The organism is Micromonospora citrea (assembly GCF_900090315.1).
Lineage (GTDB): Bacteria > Actinomycetota > Actinomycetes > Mycobacteriales > Micromonosporaceae > Micromonospora > Micromonospora citrea.
Map to the genome: position 1 here is coordinate 5,492,930 of NZ_FMHZ01000002.1, position 15,792 is coordinate 5,508,721.

At 73.5% G+C, this 15,792-nt stretch carries 18 protein-coding genes; 9 read left to right on the forward strand and 9 right to left on the reverse strand.

Features of this window, described 5'->3' with window-relative positions; all coding sequences use genetic code 11:
* Positions 1–949: 949 nt before the first annotated feature.
* Positions 950–2,497 carry a M1 family metallopeptidase gene (locus GA0070606_RS25160; RefSeq protein WP_091104976.1) on the reverse strand — a complete coding sequence of 516 codons (1,548 nt, stop codon included), beginning with the start codon at positions 2,495–2,497 and terminating at the stop codon, positions 950–952.
* A gap of 197 nt (positions 2,498–2,694) precedes the next feature.
* Between GA0070606_RS25160 and GA0070606_RS25165 the strand changes: the two genes are divergently transcribed.
* The 3 genes from GA0070606_RS25165 to GA0070606_RS25175 all read left to right on the forward strand — a co-directional run bounded on the left by GA0070606_RS25165 (position 2,695) and on the right by GA0070606_RS25175 (position 7,124).
* Entirely contained in the window at positions 2,695–3,492 is a 798-nt protein-coding gene (locus GA0070606_RS25165; protein WP_091104979.1) for an SGNH/GDSL hydrolase family protein, read from the forward strand.
* 140 nt (positions 3,493–3,632) lie between these two features.
* Positions 3,633–6,230, forward strand: a complete 2,598-nt coding sequence (locus tag GA0070606_RS25170) for an FtsK/SpoIIIE domain-containing protein (protein ID WP_091104981.1) — start codon at positions 3,633–3,635, stop codon at positions 6,228–6,230.
* Complete coding sequence (locus GA0070606_RS25175; RefSeq protein WP_091104984.1) at positions 6,231–7,124, forward strand: hypothetical protein; 894 nt, start codon at positions 6,231–6,233, stop codon at positions 7,122–7,124. It abuts the gene before it with no gap.
* A gap of 440 nt (positions 7,125–7,564) precedes the next feature.
* Here the strand turns inward: GA0070606_RS25175 and GA0070606_RS25180 are convergent, their stop codons facing one another.
* Both GA0070606_RS25180 and GA0070606_RS25185 read right to left on the reverse strand, forming a co-directional pair.
* Complete coding sequence (locus GA0070606_RS25180) at positions 7,565–8,515, reverse strand: hypothetical protein (protein ID WP_091104987.1); 951 nt, start codon at positions 8,513–8,515, stop codon at positions 7,565–7,567.
* Positions 8,512–8,709, reverse strand: a complete 198-nt coding sequence (locus GA0070606_RS25185; protein WP_091104989.1) for a hypothetical protein — start codon at positions 8,707–8,709, stop codon at positions 8,512–8,514. The genes GA0070606_RS25180 and GA0070606_RS25185 overlap by 4 nt, the downstream gene beginning before the upstream one ends.
* A 291-nt stretch (positions 8,710–9,000) precedes the next feature.
* On the opposite strand from GA0070606_RS25185, the gene GA0070606_RS25190 reads away from it, so the two are divergent.
* From GA0070606_RS25190 to GA0070606_RS25205, 4 genes are all read left to right on the forward strand, one after another.
* A complete protein-coding gene (locus GA0070606_RS25190) occupies positions 9,001–9,219 on the forward strand; it encodes a winged helix-turn-helix domain-containing protein (RefSeq protein ID WP_091104991.1) in 219 nt (72 codons plus the stop codon).
* Positions 9,220–9,415: 196 nt separating this feature from the next.
* A complete protein-coding gene (locus GA0070606_RS25195; protein ID WP_091104994.1) occupies positions 9,416–9,679 on the forward strand; it encodes a DUF6244 family protein in 264 nt (87 codons plus the stop codon).
* A gap of 306 nt (positions 9,680–9,985) precedes the next feature.
* Positions 9,986–10,432, forward strand: coding sequence for a hypothetical protein (locus GA0070606_RS25200; RefSeq protein WP_141721799.1), 447 nt, complete (start codon positions 9,986–9,988; stop codon positions 10,430–10,432).
* Between the two features lie 35 nt (positions 10,433–10,467).
* Positions 10,468–10,929 carry a hypothetical protein gene (locus GA0070606_RS25205; RefSeq protein ID WP_091105000.1) on the forward strand — a complete coding sequence of 154 codons (462 nt, stop codon included), beginning with the start codon at positions 10,468–10,470 and terminating at the stop codon, positions 10,927–10,929.
* Here GA0070606_RS25205 and GA0070606_RS25210 read toward each other — a convergent pair.
* The 3 genes from GA0070606_RS25210 to GA0070606_RS25220 all read right to left on the reverse strand — a co-directional run bounded on the left by GA0070606_RS25210 (position 10,926) and on the right by GA0070606_RS25220 (position 12,115).
* Entirely contained in the window at positions 10,926–11,372 is a 447-nt protein-coding gene (locus tag GA0070606_RS25210; RefSeq protein WP_218106051.1) for a hypothetical protein, read from the reverse strand. The genes GA0070606_RS25205 and GA0070606_RS25210 overlap by 4 nt on opposite strands.
* 114 nt (positions 11,373–11,486) lie before the next feature.
* Positions 11,487–11,870: a PIN domain-containing protein gene (locus GA0070606_RS25215; RefSeq protein WP_091105003.1), complete on the reverse strand. Its 384-nt coding sequence runs from the start codon at positions 11,868–11,870 to the stop codon at positions 11,487–11,489.
* The gene (locus tag GA0070606_RS25220) at positions 11,867–12,115 is read right to left on the reverse strand and encodes a type II toxin-antitoxin system Phd/YefM family antitoxin (RefSeq protein ID WP_091105006.1); all 249 of its coding nucleotides are present in this window, start codon (positions 12,113–12,115) and stop codon (positions 11,867–11,869) included. Before GA0070606_RS25220 ends, GA0070606_RS25215 begins: the two co-directional genes overlap by 4 nt.
* A 66-nt stretch (positions 12,116–12,181) precedes the next feature.
* On the opposite strand from GA0070606_RS25220, the gene GA0070606_RS32960 reads away from it, so the two are divergent.
* The gene (locus GA0070606_RS32960) at positions 12,182–12,406 is read left to right on the forward strand and encodes a hypothetical protein (protein WP_091105008.1); all 225 of its coding nucleotides are present in this window, start codon (positions 12,182–12,184) and stop codon (positions 12,404–12,406) included.
* On the opposite strand, the gene GA0070606_RS25230 is transcribed toward GA0070606_RS32960, so the two are convergent.
* From GA0070606_RS25230 to GA0070606_RS25240, 3 genes are read right to left on the reverse strand one after another with little or no spacing between them, the layout of a single operon-like run.
* A complete protein-coding gene (locus GA0070606_RS25230) occupies positions 12,352–12,780 on the reverse strand; it encodes a nitroreductase family deazaflavin-dependent oxidoreductase (protein ID WP_091105011.1) in 429 nt (142 codons plus the stop codon). The genes GA0070606_RS32960 and GA0070606_RS25230 overlap by 55 nt on opposite strands.
* An 18-nt stretch (positions 12,781–12,798) precedes the next feature.
* Entirely contained in the window at positions 12,799–13,287 is a 489-nt protein-coding gene (locus GA0070606_RS25235; protein WP_245724800.1) for an isochorismatase family protein, read from the reverse strand.
* Between the two features lie 31 nt (positions 13,288–13,318).
* Positions 13,319–14,671 (reverse strand): pentapeptide repeat-containing protein, encoded by a 1,353-nt coding sequence (locus tag GA0070606_RS25240; RefSeq protein ID WP_141721803.1) that lies wholly within the window; start codon positions 14,669–14,671, stop codon positions 13,319–13,321.
* 297 nt (positions 14,672–14,968) lie between these two features.
* Between GA0070606_RS25240 and GA0070606_RS25245 the strand changes: the two genes are divergently transcribed.
* Positions 14,969–15,775 carry a lipase family alpha/beta hydrolase gene (locus tag GA0070606_RS25245; protein WP_091105022.1) on the forward strand — a complete coding sequence of 269 codons (807 nt, stop codon included), beginning with the start codon at positions 14,969–14,971 and terminating at the stop codon, positions 15,773–15,775.
* Positions 15,776–15,792 lie beyond the last annotated feature (17 nt).

A 15,792-nucleotide genomic window follows, 5' to 3' on the forward strand; every position in this document is an offset into this window, starting at 1 on the left:
GGACGGTGCTGTGGCGTGTGGGACGGGTGCCGTGGCGTGTGGGACGGTGCCGTCGCGTGTCGGACGGTGCCGTCGCGTGTCGGACGGTGCCGTGGCGTATGGGGACGGGTGCTGCGGCGTGTGGATGGTGCCGTGGCGTATGGGGACGGGTGCTGCGGCGTGTGGATGGTGCCGTGGCGTGTCGGACTGGTGCGGCATCCCTATGACGGCGGCCTGTCGAGCTGATGTCGTAAACGAATCACGGGGTGGGCAAGCGCGGGGCGGCAACGTCGTCCAACCCGTGGGTGCCGCCGTTCAACGGGCGATGGCGCCGCCCGGTGAACGGTGCGCTTGCCCGCGCCGAGGACGACCTGTCTACTTCGCCTGAGAGCTGACCCTCATGGTTCCGTGCGGCGGCGATGCCCGTCGTACGCGGGGGTTGCCCGCCGTGACGGGGTTGCCCGCCGTGACGGGGTTGCCCGCCGGGATGGGGGTTGCCCGCCGGGATGGGGGTTGCCCGCCGCGATGGGGGTTGCCCGCCGCGATGGGGGTTGCCCTGCCGTGGGGTGGGTTGCCCTGCCGTGCGTTGGCGTGGCCGGCGTGCGACGCGTGGCACGCCGAGACGGCGACGGTGATTCGTTTACGACATCAGCTCGACAGCGTCGGTGCGGTCATCCCGCGGCCTCCGGCCCGCCCGGCTACCTGCCTGCCTGCCTGGATGTTCGTCCGGCTGTCCGGCTGCCGCCAGCTGCTCGGCGGTCCAGCCACCCGAACTGCCCAGCCACCCAAACTGCCCAGCCACCGGACTGCCCAGCCGCCCAGCCACCCGGACTGCCCAGCCACCCAAACTGCCCAGCCACCCGGACTGCCTGGCCGCCCAGCCGGTCGCCCGACCGGCCCGGTCCGTCCGCGCGCCCGGCGGGACGCGCGGACGGACCAGGGTGAGGTTGCAGCGGTGGCGGGGCGGCGGTCAGCGGCCCAGTAGCGCGTGCGCCTCGCGGATCCTCGCCCACGACTTCGGCTCGGCGGGCGGCGCGGCCGTCGGCTCGGCCCGGCGGTCGGCTCCAGCCACGTTCGGGCGGCCGGGGGTGAGCAGCCAGGTGGTGAACAGCTCGTCCAGGTCCAGTCCGGAGATCTGCTCGGCGAGGGCCCGGAACTGCGCGATCGTGGCGTTGCCGTGCCGGTGCGCGGCGGTCCAGGCCGGCAGGATCTTGAAGAACGCGTCGTCGCCGACCGCCAGGCGGAGCTGGTGCAGGGCCATCGCGCCCCGGTCGTAGACCGCGTCGTCGAAGATCCTGGCCGGGCCCGGCTCGCCCGGCGGCACCTGCCAGAACTCGTCGTCCGCCGGATGGCTGGCGTACGTGAAGTCGAACAGCTCCTGCGCGGTGCCCTCGCCCTGCTCCTCCGACCAGAGCCACTCCGCGTACGAGGCGAAGCCCTCGTTGAGCCAGATGTCGCTCCAGTCGGCCACCGAGACCGAGTCGCCGAACCACTGGTGGGCGTTCTCGTGCACCACCACGTAGGTGTTGGCGCCTCGCCGCCAGAAGCCCGGCCCGTACACCGAGCGGGTCTGCGTCTCCAGCGCGAAGCCGATGCCGTCGACCGGCCCGGCCACCCCGCCCTGCGCCTCGAAGGGGTACGGGCCGAAGAGGCCGCTGCCCCACTCGACGATCTCGGCGGTGCGCTCGATGCTGGCGCGCGCGGCCGGCCCCAGCTCGCCCAGCGTGGTGCTGTACGCGTTGACCACCGGCCGGCCGTCGGGCGCGGTGTCGGTGACGATCTCGTACTGGCCGATGGCGAGGAACGCCAGATAGGTGGCGGTCGGCGAGGTGGTCCGCCAGCTCCACCGGGTGCGGTTGCCCGCCTCGGGCAGCGGCGCGCGCGGCTGGACGCCGTTGCTGACCACCTCGACGCCGGTGGGCACCGACACGGAGATGTCGTAGGTGGCCTTGTCCAGGGGGTGGTCGTTGCTCGGGAACCACCACCAGGCCGACTCCGGCTCGTTGACCGCCATCGCGCCGTCGGCGGTGCGGGTCCAGCCGGTGTAGCCGCCGACGAGGGTCTCCGAGGGTACGCCCGAGTACCGCACCACGACGGTGAGCTGCTGGCCGGCGGTGATCGCGCGGCGCGGGGTGACCACGAGCTCGTGCGCGCCCTCGCGGGCGGTGCCGGCCTGCCAGCCGTTGACCCGCACCGACTCGACGTCGAGCAGGAAGTCCAGGTTGAACCGGGACAGGTCCTGGGTGGCCCGGGCCAGGATCGTGGTGGTGCCGGTGAGCCGGTCGGTGTCCGGGTCGTAGCGCAGCCGGACGTCGTAGTGGGTGACGTCGTAGCCGCCGTTGCCGTAGTCGGGGAAGTAGCTGTCGCCCAGGCCGGAGCCGCCGGGTTGCGGCGCGGCGGCGGGGACGGCGGGCCGGCCCCAGCCCGAGGGGGCGGCGTGGCCGGGGGCGCCGGTGACCAGGCCGCCGGCGGTGGTGACGGTCAGGGCGGCGATGGCCGCCGTGAGAGCGCGTCGCACGGGGTGGACTCCCTCCGTCGGGGTGTACGCACCGGCCAACCTAATCGACATTTGTGAACCCGTTAGACCCGTCGGATGATCGCGGGGCATTCCATTGTTGCGAATGTTTCGATAGCATTACCGCCTGGTAACAACCCCGTCCCTGGCCACGCGCGCGGTCACCGGGCCCCACCACTCCGTCCCCGTGGAGGTCCCCCATGCCCCACCGCCCCCTGGCCCGTGCCCTCGCCACGCTGGTCGCCGTGCTCACCGCCACCCTCGGCGCGGTGTTCGTTCCCGGAACCGCCCAGGCCGCCACCGTCAACTACGTCGCCCTCGGCGACTCCTACTCCTCCGGCGTCGGCGCCGGCCCGTACGACCTGTCGACCTGCCTGCGCAGCCAGAAGTCGTACGCCCCGCTCTGGGCCGCCGCCAACGCGGTCACCAGCTTCAAGTTCGCCGCCTGCGGCGGCGCGGTCACCGCCGACGTGATCAACAACCAGGTCGCCTCGCTGAGCACCAGCACCACCCTGGTCACCATCACCATCGGCGGCAACGACGCCGGCTTCGCCGACGTGATCACCAGTTGCCGCTTCGGCAGCACCTCCACCTGCACCAACGCCGTCAACGAGGCCAAGGCGTTCGCCACCGCCACGCTGCCCGGCCGGCTCGACGCCACGTACGCCGCCATCCGCGACCGGGCCCCGAACGCCCGGCTGATCGTGCTCGGCTACCCGCGGCTGTTCGAGACCAACTACTGCGGCCTGCTGGCGATGAGCACCTACAAGCGGACCATCCTCAACGAGGCCGCCGACGTGCTCGCCACTGTCATCTCGGGCCGGGCCCGGGCGGCGGGCGCCACCTTCGCCGACACCCGGCCGTACTTCGCCGGGCACGGCGTCTGCGCGGGCGACCCGTGGATCCGCGACGTCAGCGGCGTCATCGAGGCGTACCACCCGGACGCCGACGGCTACCGCTTCGGCTACCTGCCCGCCCTGAACGCCGTCACCCGCTGACCGCCCCGCCCACCTGCGGTGTGGGGAAGGGGCACTTCCTCACACCGCAGCCGCCGCGCCCGGGTTCGTCACTGTCCGGTGTCGTCGGTGTCCGTTAGGGTCTTCGTGGATCAGGTGGGCGACGGCGACGGGAGCGAGAAGTGAGCAGGCTCGCGTCGGCGTACGGGCAGGCGGTCGCCGCCCACCGGGCCGCCCGCGTCCACCTCGAAAACGCCCGCGCCGCGTGGCGGGCCGCGCCACCGCCCGCCCCACCGGAGGCCGACCCCGACCTGGTCGCCCGGCTGGCCCGCGTCGGCGGCGCGCTCGCCGCCCCCGCTCCGGGCACCCCGCTGACCGGTACGCCCCGGCCGGTCCGCCTCGGTGAGGCGATCACCGCTGGCGGCGGGTTCCCCGTGCTGGTGCCCCTCGGCGGCGGCCATCACCTGTCCGTCGACGTCGACGCCCGTGACCCGCGTACCGCAGCGCTGCTGCGGGCCGTCGTCCTGCGGATGTTGGCCACCGCGCCGCCCGGTGGGCTGCGGGTCGCCGGGCTCGACGCCGCCGCCCTCGGGGCCACCTTCGGACCGCTGCGCCCGCTGGTCGACGCCGGGGTGCTCGACCCGCCCGCCACCACCGAGGCGGAGGTGGCCGCGCTGCTCGACGACGCGGAGCGGCACGCCCGCGCCGCCCGCAACGGCGACCGCGTCGACCAGGAGCTGTTGCTGGTGGTGGCCGCGTCCGCCCCGTCGCCTCGCGAGGCCGCCCGGCTCGCCGCGCTCACCCACGCCGGCCCGGCCGCCGCCGTCTGCGTCCTGGTCGGCGGCTGGCCGTCCGGGCCGTCGGCCACCCCACCGCCGCCGCTGGGCACCACCACCGCGCTGCGCCTGACCTCCGACGGCTACGCCCACGTCGGCGACCCGCCCGGCGCGCCGTTCAGCGCCGACGGCAGCGGGCTGGCCGTGCCGGTGCTGCTCGACGGCGATCCGCCGCCGGCGGCCGTCTCGGCCCTCGCGGGGCACCTCGACGCCGCCGTCCGCCGCCAGGCCGCCGTGGGCTTCGCCGACCTGCTGCCCCCGCGCCGGTGGACGGAGTCCGGCCGGGCCGGCCTGCGTACCGTGGTCGGGCGCGCCGGCCGGGAAGCCGTCGCGGTCGCCTTCGACGACGCCACCCCGCACTGGCTCGTCGGCGGGCGCACCGGCGGCGGCAAGACGGTCTTCCTGCTCGACGTCCTCTACGGGCTGGCTGCCCGCTACTCCCCGGCCGAGCTTCAGCTCTACCTGCTCGATTTCAAGGAGGGCGTGAGCTTCACCGAGTTCGTGCCGACCGAGCGCGACCCCGCCTGGCTGCCGCACGCCCGCGCGGTGGGCATCGAGAGCGACCGCGAGTACGGCGTCGCCGTGCTGCGCGAGCTGCGCCGCGAGCTGAACCGCCGGGCCACCCTGCTCAAGCGGTACGGCGTCACGAAGCTCGCCGACCTGCCCGCCGACGTCGCGGCCCCCCGGGTCGTGGCGGTGGTCGACGAGTTCCAGGTGCTGCTGGCCGGCCGGGACGCGCTCGCCCGCGAGTCGGTGGACCTGTTGGAGGAGTTGGCCCGCAAGGGCCGCTCCTACGGGGTGCACCTGGTGCTGGCCAGCCAGAGCATGACCGGTATCGACGCCCTCTACGGGCGGGCCGAGGCCGTCTTCGGGCAGTTCGCCCTGCGGGTGGCGCTGCCCGGTGGCGGCGGCGTGCTGGACCGCGACAACCCCTCCGCCGCCACCCTGAGCGTCGGCACGGCCGTGCTCAACGCCGCCGCCGGGGCCACCGGCGCCGACACGGTCGTCCGTTTCCCCGACGCGCACGCCGAATCCGGCGCGCTGTCCCGGCTGCGCCACGAGCTGTGGCAGGCCCGCCCGGCGGGTGCCCGCCCGCCGTCGGTGTTCCGGGGATACGAGAGGGCCCGCGTCGAGGACGACACCACGTTCGCCGGTCTGCGCCCCGGCGGCCGGCGCCCCCTGGCGCTGGTCGGCCGCACCGTCGACATGGACGGCACGTCCGCGCTGTTCATGATGGACACCAGCCCTGGCCGGCACCTGGCCGTCGTGGGCACCGCCGTTACCGCCGCCGAGGTGCTGCGCGCGGCCACCCTCAGCCTCGCCCGCCAGCACGGCCCCGGCGAGGCGCGGTTCCTGCTCGCATCCCTCGTGGCCGCCGCCGACCCGGCCGTCGACGACACCGTCGCCGCGCTCGTGGCCGCCGGCCACACCGTGGAATTCCTCGACGCGCACGCCCTGCGCGACCGGATCGTGGCGCTGGCCGCGTCGGCCCCCGGCCCAGCGGCGTCGACTGTCCCGGTGCCCGCGACCAGCCCGGCGACGTCGACCAGTGCGGGGCCGGCCCGCAGCTACCTGGTCGTGTTCGGGATGGATGCCGCCTCCGCCGTGCTCGCCGCCGCTGATCCGGTGACGTTCCGTTCCGCCCATGAGGACCTGCGTGCCCTGCTGCGTCAGGGGCCGGGGCGGGGCGTGCACCTACTGGGCTGGTGGCGCGGCCTGCGCCGGCTCGCCGACGACCTCGGTGGCACCCAGAACCGGGACGACGTGGCCTGTCTGGTCGCGCTGAACGTGACCGGCGCCGAGCTGGGGCTGCACCTGGGCGTGCACGATCTGGCCTACGAGCCGCGCTCCGACCGGGCGCTGCTGGTCGACCGGCACGACCAGCGGGTACGCCTCATCGTGCCGTTCACCCGCGACGGGCACCCGCCGGACGGAGAGAGCTGAGTGTCCACCTTCGAGGACTACGCGGCGCTGGTTCGTCATCTCGCCGCCCAGCGGCAGGCCGGTGAGCAGGGCGCCGCCGCCGAGTCGGCCCGCCAGCGGGACCTGCACGCCGCCGTCGACTACCTCGATCGCCGGCTCACCGCGCAGGGGCAGCGCCTCGACCAGATCGGCCACACGATCGGCAGTCCACCCCCGCCCCCCGGCCAGCCCGCCCCCGGCGCCCCACCGGGCGGCCCGCTTCCGGTTGCGCCGACGTCGGGCGGGCCGGTGGCGGGTGCGCCCACGTCGGGCGGCCCGTCGGCCGTCGGGGTGCCGTCGGCCGGGCAGCCCCACGGGTTGCCGCCACCGGGGACGGGATCGGTCGGCGGCGCAGCCGCCGTGCCGGGGCGGCCGGGGGTCGGGGCGTACCCCCAGGGAAGCCCGGGGGAGACGGCGCTGGCGGTGCCGGGCGGGGTGCCCACGCCGCGCGCCGGGGAGCTGGACCCGGCGGCGGAGCTGGAGTCGGCGCGGCGCTGGGCCGACGAGGCCGACCGGCTGGGCCAGCAGGTCGAGCTGCTGGCCCAGCGCCCGGCGCTCCTGCCGGGCTGGTCACCGATGGCCCGGGCGCTCGCCGTCTATCTCGGCTGTGCCGGCGTCGGCGTGCTGCTGATGCTGGTCATGGTGCTCGCCTCCGGCGTCGGGGCGCTCGGCCTCGGCACGCTCTACACGTGGATGTGTGCCGGGCTGCCCGCCGTGTCGCTGATCGCCGGGTGGCTCATCCTCGGTCGCTGGGGCACGCCCGCCGTGGTCGTCGGCACGCCGCCGCGCTACCCCCTGCTGGGCATCCTGGTCTGCTTCCTGGCCGTCCCACTGGCCTACTGCGGCTACCTGCTGATGTTCCGCGCTCTGCGCTGACGCCGCGCCCTGCGCTGACACCGCGCCGTCGCGCCGGGCGGCGGTCTCGGTGGCGGCGAGGAAGGCGTCCAGCTCGGCGGGGGTGAGCCCCTCGTCCTCCAGCAGCGCCAGGAGCAGCACCGTGCCGGCGGTCACCGCTGCGGCGGTGCCGGGCGGCGGCGGGCGCTCGCCCAGGGCCGCGCCGAGCAGCGTCTCCGCCAGGGTCGGGTCGACGTCCACGCCGGTCAGGTCGTAGCGTTCCCGGGCCGCCGCGACGAACCTGATAAGCGGCGCGCGGTCCTGCCCGGCGACGAACCGGCGGCGCGCGGCCACCAGCAGCGCCCCGGCGAGCAGGTCGGCGTAGCGCAGCCACTGCGGCTCGGTGAAGCGGCGCAACCGGCGGTCGTGCCGGCCGAGCCGCCCGTCGAGCAGGCTCCGCAGGGCGGTCGTCGGGTCGTCGGTCATCGGCGGTTCCACCTTCCTCGGTTCTGTCGGCTGCGCGGCAGGCCCGCTCCGGCCCGCGGGGCGTGCCGTTTGGCGCTGGCGACGACCAGGTCGGCGGCGGCCCGTGCCCCCTGTGCCGTTGCCCGTGCGGTCGCTGATGCGTCCGCCCGCGCCGGGGCGACCCGCCGGGGCGGCAGCGCGGGTGCCGGCTCCGGTGTGCCGGACAGGGCCGCCGCCCACCGGTCGATGGCCCGGCCGCCGTGCGCCAACCGCGCGGCCACCAGGTCCAGCCGGGCCACGGCCGCCCGGAACCGGCCCGCCGCGGCCAGGTCGCTCGGGTCGCGCGCCGCGCCGGGCCGCTGCGGCAGGTTGCCCCCGCTGGTGGGGCCGGAACGCTCCCGGTGATGGCTGCGGCGGATCCGGTCCTCGGCCGCCGCCAGCCACCATCGGGTCCTGGCGGCCTCGGCGCCGGCCCGGTCCGCGTCGGCGCGGGCCGCCCGCAGCCCGGCGAGCAGGTCACCGGCGCTGCCGGAACCGGCCCGGGCCACGCCGAGCCCGGCGTGCACGAGGCTCAGCGCCCGCCAGCATTCGGTGACGGCATCCTGCCAGGGCAGCCGCCGGTCGGGCGGTCCCGCGCCGTGCAGCAGCCCGCCGGCCCGGTCGGCCGCCGCGATGGTCGCCAGCCAGGCGTCCCGAAGCCGGTCGACGGCACGCGCGTGCCCTGGCAACTCCGGTGGCGCCGCCCGGCCTCGGGGCGCCGGCAGCACGGGCGACGCCGGGCGGATCGGCGGCGCAGCGTCGCGTCGGTCACGGAGCCGGGCCCGCGCGGCGCGCTGCGCGTCGCAGGGGCCGGGCCGTCCGCAGCTGCGGCAGATCCCGGTGTACGCCTCCGTGTCGTGCTCGGCCACCGTCCGCCGCGCCTCGGCCAGCTCGCGTAGGACGTGGCGGCGCAGCTCGTCGGCGTTCACAGGGCGACCCTGGCGTGCTTCACCAGGTGGGCGAAGCGCACCTCCGGGCACGGGTACGGCTCGCCGCACCCGCACATCCAGCGCGTCACGGGCCGGGGCGGGTGGGCGAACAGCACGTCGTCCGCGTCCTCGACGTCCTGCGCCGACGCGAATTCCGTGCCGCTGATGGGTGGAGTGTGTTCGCCAGGTGGCATGTTTGGTTCGTAGGGCACGAGGGTGTCTCCCGTCCGTCACTTGCGGTGCGGAATCCAGCCGGGGCCGCGTGCGGCGACCACGGCACGCCCGGCCGACCGGGGGGATCGACCGGCCGGGCGCTCTGTGCGGTGGGGAAGAACCAACTCCGTGGTTGCTGACCAGGGGAGCCGGCCGAGAGACAGCTTTACATGTGCGCCCATTCAAAGCAAGACCTGATCGTCATGGGTGGCCATTTCTTGCCATGTAAAGCTTCGGCGTGATCAAATGGCGGTGCTGACCAGGGAGTCCACATGCCCGCCAAACCCAAGTGGGAGCGGCTCGCCGACCATCTGCGCGCTCAGATCGAGTCGGGTGAGCTGGCACCCGGAGCCAAACTGCCGTCGACCGCTGAGCTGTGTCTGGAGCACAAGGTCTCTGCGATCACCGTGCGCCAGGCCATCTTCAAGCTGCGTACCGAGGGGCTGATCGAGGGCGTCCAGGGTGTAGGCGTCTTCGTCGTCGATGAGTAGAGCCCGGCGGTGATCGCCGTGCGGCTCTGAGCCGCATCCGTAGATGACACCTTCGGAACGAGCTTCGCTCGAATTTTGGTCCGCTCGCTCGTTCCTGCGGTAATCGGGTGGTCGCGCTAAGTGCGTTGATCTCGTACTCTCCTCTGTGGTCGTCGCTCGTGCGGGGCGCGGCTCGTCAGGAACCGGGGGAGGGCGTGTGAGCGCAGCGGAGATGATCGCCAGGTTGGCGGCGGCGTCGCAGAAGCTGGACGAGGCGAAGGCAAAGACGGCGGCGGCTGCCCAAGACGCGGCCGAGGCGCGACAACTCGTCGCGGGTGCGTTGCAGGGCATCGGGGCCGGACCGCTCATTGGAATGATCGATTCATATCGGGAAGCGCTCACGAGGGCCGCGCAGGGCAGCGAGCCGGCCAAGCAGCAGGTCCAGGAGACGATCGCCAAGGTGCATGCGCTGGGAAACTGAGCACGGGTGGTGGCGGCGGTACCGGTCAGCCACCCGTTGTCGCGAGACCAGTGATTCGACCGGCCATTCCCCGAAGGCTTGACGCCGGTGCTCGCGGGCAGGCCGCTCCTCCCGCTCGCCCACGCGAACGCCTCTCCAGCGAGTCGATCGCCTGGTGGACATCAGCGACGGCGACGGCGTATGCGACGTTTCAAGAGTTCCTGCCGCCTGTGGTGAAGGCGTTCGCCGGCACTGTCCTGGCTGCCGCCACATCTGTCGGCTCATACAAGGCATGGCAAGCGGAGCGGAGAGATCGGAGTAGTGTCGATGAAGATCGATGACCGTGTCGAGGCGCTGGTCAGATCTGTCCTGGATGCGGCGGTCCACAAGGATGCCGACCGCCTGGCTGCGGCAACGGCGTCGCTCGGGGACAAGGCGACCGTGACGAAGGCTGTGGAACTCAGCCTCGCGGTAGCGGCTGCCGTGCTCTTCGAGGTTCATGAGGGGATGCCCTCGGCCGATCAGGTCACGGAGATTTCCCGCACGATCGCGGAGCAGGAACGGTGGAGCGGGGTCCGAGCTGCCGAGGTCGATGCCCTGCTGCGAGCGATTTCGACCGGAAGCCCGGTGGTAACGGGGAGTGGTTCGGCGTCGGCTGCCGTGCCGTTTGTGGTCACGGCGAACCTGCTCGCCGCTGCTTCCCAGCCGGATGAGGGCGAGTGGTGGTTCAACTACCTGGACAAGGTGGAGGCGGCGATCGAGGCGGCGGGATGACCGGGGCGTCCGAGCCGGTAACGCGTGACGGTGGGGTGCTGGACGGGTTCCACATCCGGCAGGTGCCGGGTGACACCGGCACCGAGGTCTCCGACTTCGCCAGCGAATGGGACGACGTCCGGTTCGCCACGCGGGTCTGGGAGCGACAGACCGACGACGGTCACCAGGTCGACCTGCGCGTACATGTCATGCGGGGCGAGCGGCTGACCGACCTCGCCGCGCTGCGCGACTTCCTCACCGAGTATCACGAGCACGACCCTGACGACTGGCCGTTGATCGACTTCATGCACGGTGAGTCTGCGGGACTTCGGGACGACTCCCAGGCGTTCTGGCTCGCTGAGCCTGGCGTCGCCGTCAACGTGCTGGTCGCCACCGACTTGGCGGGCGGAGGGCAGCTTCTGGCAACGGCGCTTGCTGTCGTGGCGGTATCGGATCGAGGTGGCCCAGTCAGCTCAGGCGTCGAACGGCCGGCCGCAGCACGTCCACCAGCGGACTAGCCCGGCAGGATCCCCTGCCGTTCGTCTCCGGTGTCGAAGAACCTGTCCAGGTAGGCGTCGGCGGGGAGGTTGCTGTCTCTCATCAGCGAGTAGATCTCCGCGCCGTGGCCCGGCTCGGCGGACAGGTGATGGACCTGCGCAAAGCCCAAATGGACGCGGTCGACGCCCTCCGTGTACTCGGCGGCCTCGGCCTCAGCCATAACGACCGCCGCGTCGAAGCTCGATGCGCGCCAGATCGTGATGCGTTCCTCGTACACGTGCGGTGCGGCATTGCCGTACTGGAAGACGGACCTTACTGCGTACCAACCGTGCTCCACTGCCTCGGCGGTACCCTGCACGTCGTCCACCCGCCCATCCTGTCCCGGTACCCCCGTCGCCGCCAAGGTGTTTACCGCGTGCGGTCCGTCGACCTGCATGTCAATCAGGTCGAACCGCTTCGTCATCGCTAGGGTGTCCGCGAGGTGTCAAGCCCCGGGTTTAATGGACCGCATGGCCGCTCGCACAGTGGACCGGACCGCCCACGTTGTCGCGTACGCCGAGGCTGGCGGGCGTGCCGGTCAGATCGTGTGGATCGTGATGAGGTCTTCGAGACCTGCGAGGTCGTCGGCGTTGCGGGTGTACAGGGCGGCGTCATGGGCGTGTGCGGTTGCAGCGATGAGCAGATCCATCACCCTGGCTCGTGGCTGGCGGCCGATCTCGACCACGCGTGCAGCCAGTCGTGCGTAGCTGTCGGCAATGGCTTCGTCGATGGGAAGGGGATCAAACCGACGTTGGATGGCGCTCAGTCGCGCCAGACGGAGCGCCCTCGCCTCGGAGGTCTTCGCGATCAGGACACCGAACTGGAGTTCGCCAATGCTGGCGACGCTGATGGCCAGTTCCCCGGGAATCGGGGTTACATCAGTAGCGATGAGAACGCTGGTGTCGAGGATGCCTCGGCTCACCGCTCGACCCACGGATCGGTGACGGTGTCGTCGAGGAGGCCCCGATCGCCGGCCCACTCTGGGTCTGTGGGTTGGTCGAACATGCCGGCAAGGTCGTCCCACTCGCGCCAGGTTCGAGGACTGACCGGGCCGAGCACGGCTGCCGGTCGGCCGGCGACAGTGATCGTCACGCGTTCACCCGCTTGCGCCCGCCGTACCAGTTCGCTGGCGTCCTGTCGCATCTCCCGCAGCCCAACCTCACGCATACGCTCTACCGTAGCACTTGTGCTACATGCCGTCGAAGGTTGCCGCACCCCGGGTGTCGGATAGGCGTGTCGACCATCGACTACGTGGAGCAGTTGACGTTCCCGCTGTTCCTCAAGATGGCCGACGAGCGGGCGAAGCGGTTGAGCGCCCGGCTCGCCGGCCGACGCGGCGCGACCCGGGGCGCGTCGGCGCTGACAACGCAGCCCGCCGGCCTGCTCCCCGGTCCGGCCCGCGGTCACGTGCGCTCGACGACGACGACGGGGATCTCCCGGTCGGTCTCCTTCTGGTAGCGGGCGTACGTCGGGAAGACCTTCGTCATCACCTGCCACAGCCGGGGCCGCTCCTCGGCGGTCGCGGTACGCGCCGTGGCCCGGAACTTCTCGGCCCCGACCTGCACCTCCACCTGCGGGTCGGCGCTCAGGTTGAGATACCAGTTGGGGTGCCGCGCCGCGCCGCCGTTGGACGCCACCAGCAGGTAGCGGTCGCCGTCGCGGCCGTAGATGAGCGCCGTCCGCCGCAGCGTGCCCGTCCGGCGCCCCCGGGTGGTGAGCAGCAGGGCGTCGTAGCCGTGGTACTTCCCGCCGTCCGCGCCGTCGGTGGCCAGGTAGCGCTGGACGTGGCTGGCCACCCAGCCGACCGGACTGTCCTCGATGGTCTCTGCCATCGCAGCAGCCTAGCCGTCTCAGCGGTAGTCCGCGGTCCGCCGGACGGCGCCGAAGCGGGGAAAGATCCGCTCGACGGCGAACTCGTGTTCGTCGGCGGCGAAAGCGGACATCGCGTCGGCCACGAACTCCAGCTCGTAGCCGTGGTCGCTGGCGGCGCGGGCCGTCGACTCGACGCCCATCGTGGTGACCAGCCCGGCCAGCACCAGGGTGTCGACCCCGCGCCCGCGCAGTTGCTCGTGCAGATCGGTGCCGTGGAACGCGCCGACGGTGTGCTTGACGACCACGATGTCGCCCGGCTCGACCAGCGCTTCGGCGAAGCCGCTGCCCGGCGGCTGCTCGGCCACCCCGGGCCGATCGACGCGGACCTGCGCCACCGGCCGGCCCTGGGCGCGGAACGCGGCGGCGAGTTGGCGGCAGCGGTCGAGGACCTCCTCGCCGCGGTACGGAGCCAGTTCCAGGCCGATGATCCGGGGCATCAGGTCGATGAGCACGAGGGCGGCCGTCACCCGGATGATCATAGAGGACGGGCGGTGCGGATCAGGGATCGGTGAGCAGCAGCCAGTCGTCGTCGAGCCGCGCGACGGTCGTGCCCTCGGGCCAGACGTGCGGGCCGGCCGCCGCCGCCCGCGCCTGGTCGACCAGGGGCGGTCGGGCGAACGTCGCCCCGTCGAAGGTCGCCAGGTCGTGGAAGCGGGCCCGGCCGAAGTTCGCGGCGCCGTCGAAGCGGGCCCGCTCGAACCAGGTCTGGCCGCCGAACTCGGTCCACCGGAACAGGGCCAGGTCGGCGAAGCGGGCCTGCCGGAATCCGGCGTAGCCGCCGACCGCGGCGTGGTCCATCGAGAGCCCGCTGAGGAAGACCGCCTCGCGGAACGTCGCGCTTCTGGTGAAGCGGGTCCCGTCGAAGCTCGCCGTCCGTCCGACCGTGGTGCCCCGGAAGTATGCCCGCGCGACGGTGGCGTGCCGGCACGACAGGCCGCCGCCGATCTCGGCGCGGTCGAAGCTGAGGCGGCCGGCGATCCGGGCGTCGTCCAGGACGATCTCGGCGTCACCGCGCAGGTCGTCGCAGATCAGGTCCGCGAAGGTGGCGCCGAGGGACAGCCGGCCGCGCACGGTCGCGCCGGCGAGGCTGGTGGTGCCGGCGCAGACCGCGCCGGTGAGGTCCGCGTCGACCAGGGTGCAGCCGGCGGCGTCGAAGCCGTCGAGGTGGGCGCCGGTCAGGTCCAGCGTGACGCCGGGCCAGAAGGCGTCGTCGTCGGCGCGCAGGTGCCGGGTCAACATCCGCTGCGCGGTGCGGCGCACCTCCGCCTCGCCCGCGTCGGCGTCGGCCGGCGGCATCCGCAGGTACGCGCAGAGCACCGCCACGATCGTCGGCCGCTGTGCCGGATTGTCCTGCCCGAGCCGTTCCAGGGCGTGCAGTCCGCCGAGGCGTACGGCCGCCTTGTCGTTGCCGAGCAGCTCGACGGCGCGGGTGTAGAGCTCGGTGAGCCGGCGCTCGGCGGCATCGTGTTCGGCGGCCTCGGCCTGCCGGTCCTGGTGCCGCTGCCCGGCCTCGGCGACGGCCTCCACGTGGGCCTGCGCCCGGTCCCGGTGCGCCTGCTCCTGCGCGGCGACGGCCTCCTGGTGCCGCTGGGCGCGCTCGCTGATCCACTGGCGGCGGGCGGCCAGCAGCAGCGCCAGGCCGCCGCCGGTGCCGGCCACCACGGTCAGCCCGGTGCGGATGGCGTCGATGCGCAGGGTGGCGCGGGTGTCCGGCTGGGCGGCCCGGTCGGCCTCGCCGAGCAGCCAGTCCAGGACCAGCCAGCCCAGCAGCCCGGCGGCCAGCAGCCCGACGAGCACGAGCCACCAGGGCATCACCCGCAGCGGCTTCTCGCCGGTCGGTGTCCGAGGCACGGGCCACAGCATGCCACCGGCGTCGGGCTCGCGCGCGCACCGTCCCGCGTGGACGGCTGGCCGCCGGGTCGCCCCGCTCCGGCGTGCCCGCGAGCGCGCCAGCGGTGAGGGGCCGACCCGACCCCGCCTCGACCGCGCGCGAATTGCCGGTTTGCGCTCCCGGCGCGACAAGGGTTACCAGTCCGTAACTTAGTTATTGACGATCGTAAATCTAAACCCTCATCATCGTCCCACGATCGATCGGACCCCCCGCCCGCCGTCCCGGGTTCCCGGGTACCTCCCGCCGGAGGTGCAGCCATGCTGCTCCGAAAGATCCTCGCCGTCGCCGCCACCGCCGCCCTGCTGCTCGTCCCGGCCACCGCCGCGACGGCCGCCCCCGACCGCCCCGCCGCCGGCACCCCGGTCGTCGCCGACAGGCCGGCGACGGTGACGGCGACGACCACCGCCGCCGATCCCGTCATCGTCGTCGGGGGCCTGGTCGGCGTCTCCATCGCGTACGAGCCGATCGCCGCCCGGCTGCGCGCCGACGGCTTCCGGGTCTTCGTCTACCAACTGCCCGGCCTCGGCTTCGGCGACATCCGCGACTCCGCCCGCGCCTTCGCCGCGTACGTCGAGCAGGTCCGCTCCGTCACCGGGGCGTCCCGGGTGGACGTCGTCGGCCACTCCGAGGGCGGACTGGTCTCCCGCTGGTACGTGAAGTTCCTCGGCGGCGCGGGCGCCGTCGGCCGCTACGTCAGCCTCGGCAGCCCGCAGCAGGGCACGTACGTCGCGAACATCCTGCGGTTCGTCGGCCTCGGCAGCTGCGCCGGAATCGTCGCCTGCCAGCAGATGTCGATCGGGTCGAGCTTCCTCGCCGAGCTCAACGGCGGCGACGACACCCCCGGCGCGGTCCGCTGGACGACCGTCCGGACGTGGCAGGACGAGCTGGTCCGGCCGGTCGGCAACGCCACCCTGGCCGACGGGGCGACAAACGTGCTGATCCAGGCCGCGTGCCCGCTGCGGGTGGTCGGGCACCTCGGTCTCGTGCTCGACGGCACCACGTACACCGTGGTGCGGCAGGCGCTGCGCGACGCGCCCGTCCGCCCCGACTGCCTCGCGCTGTAGCGGGCCGTCCCCGGGGC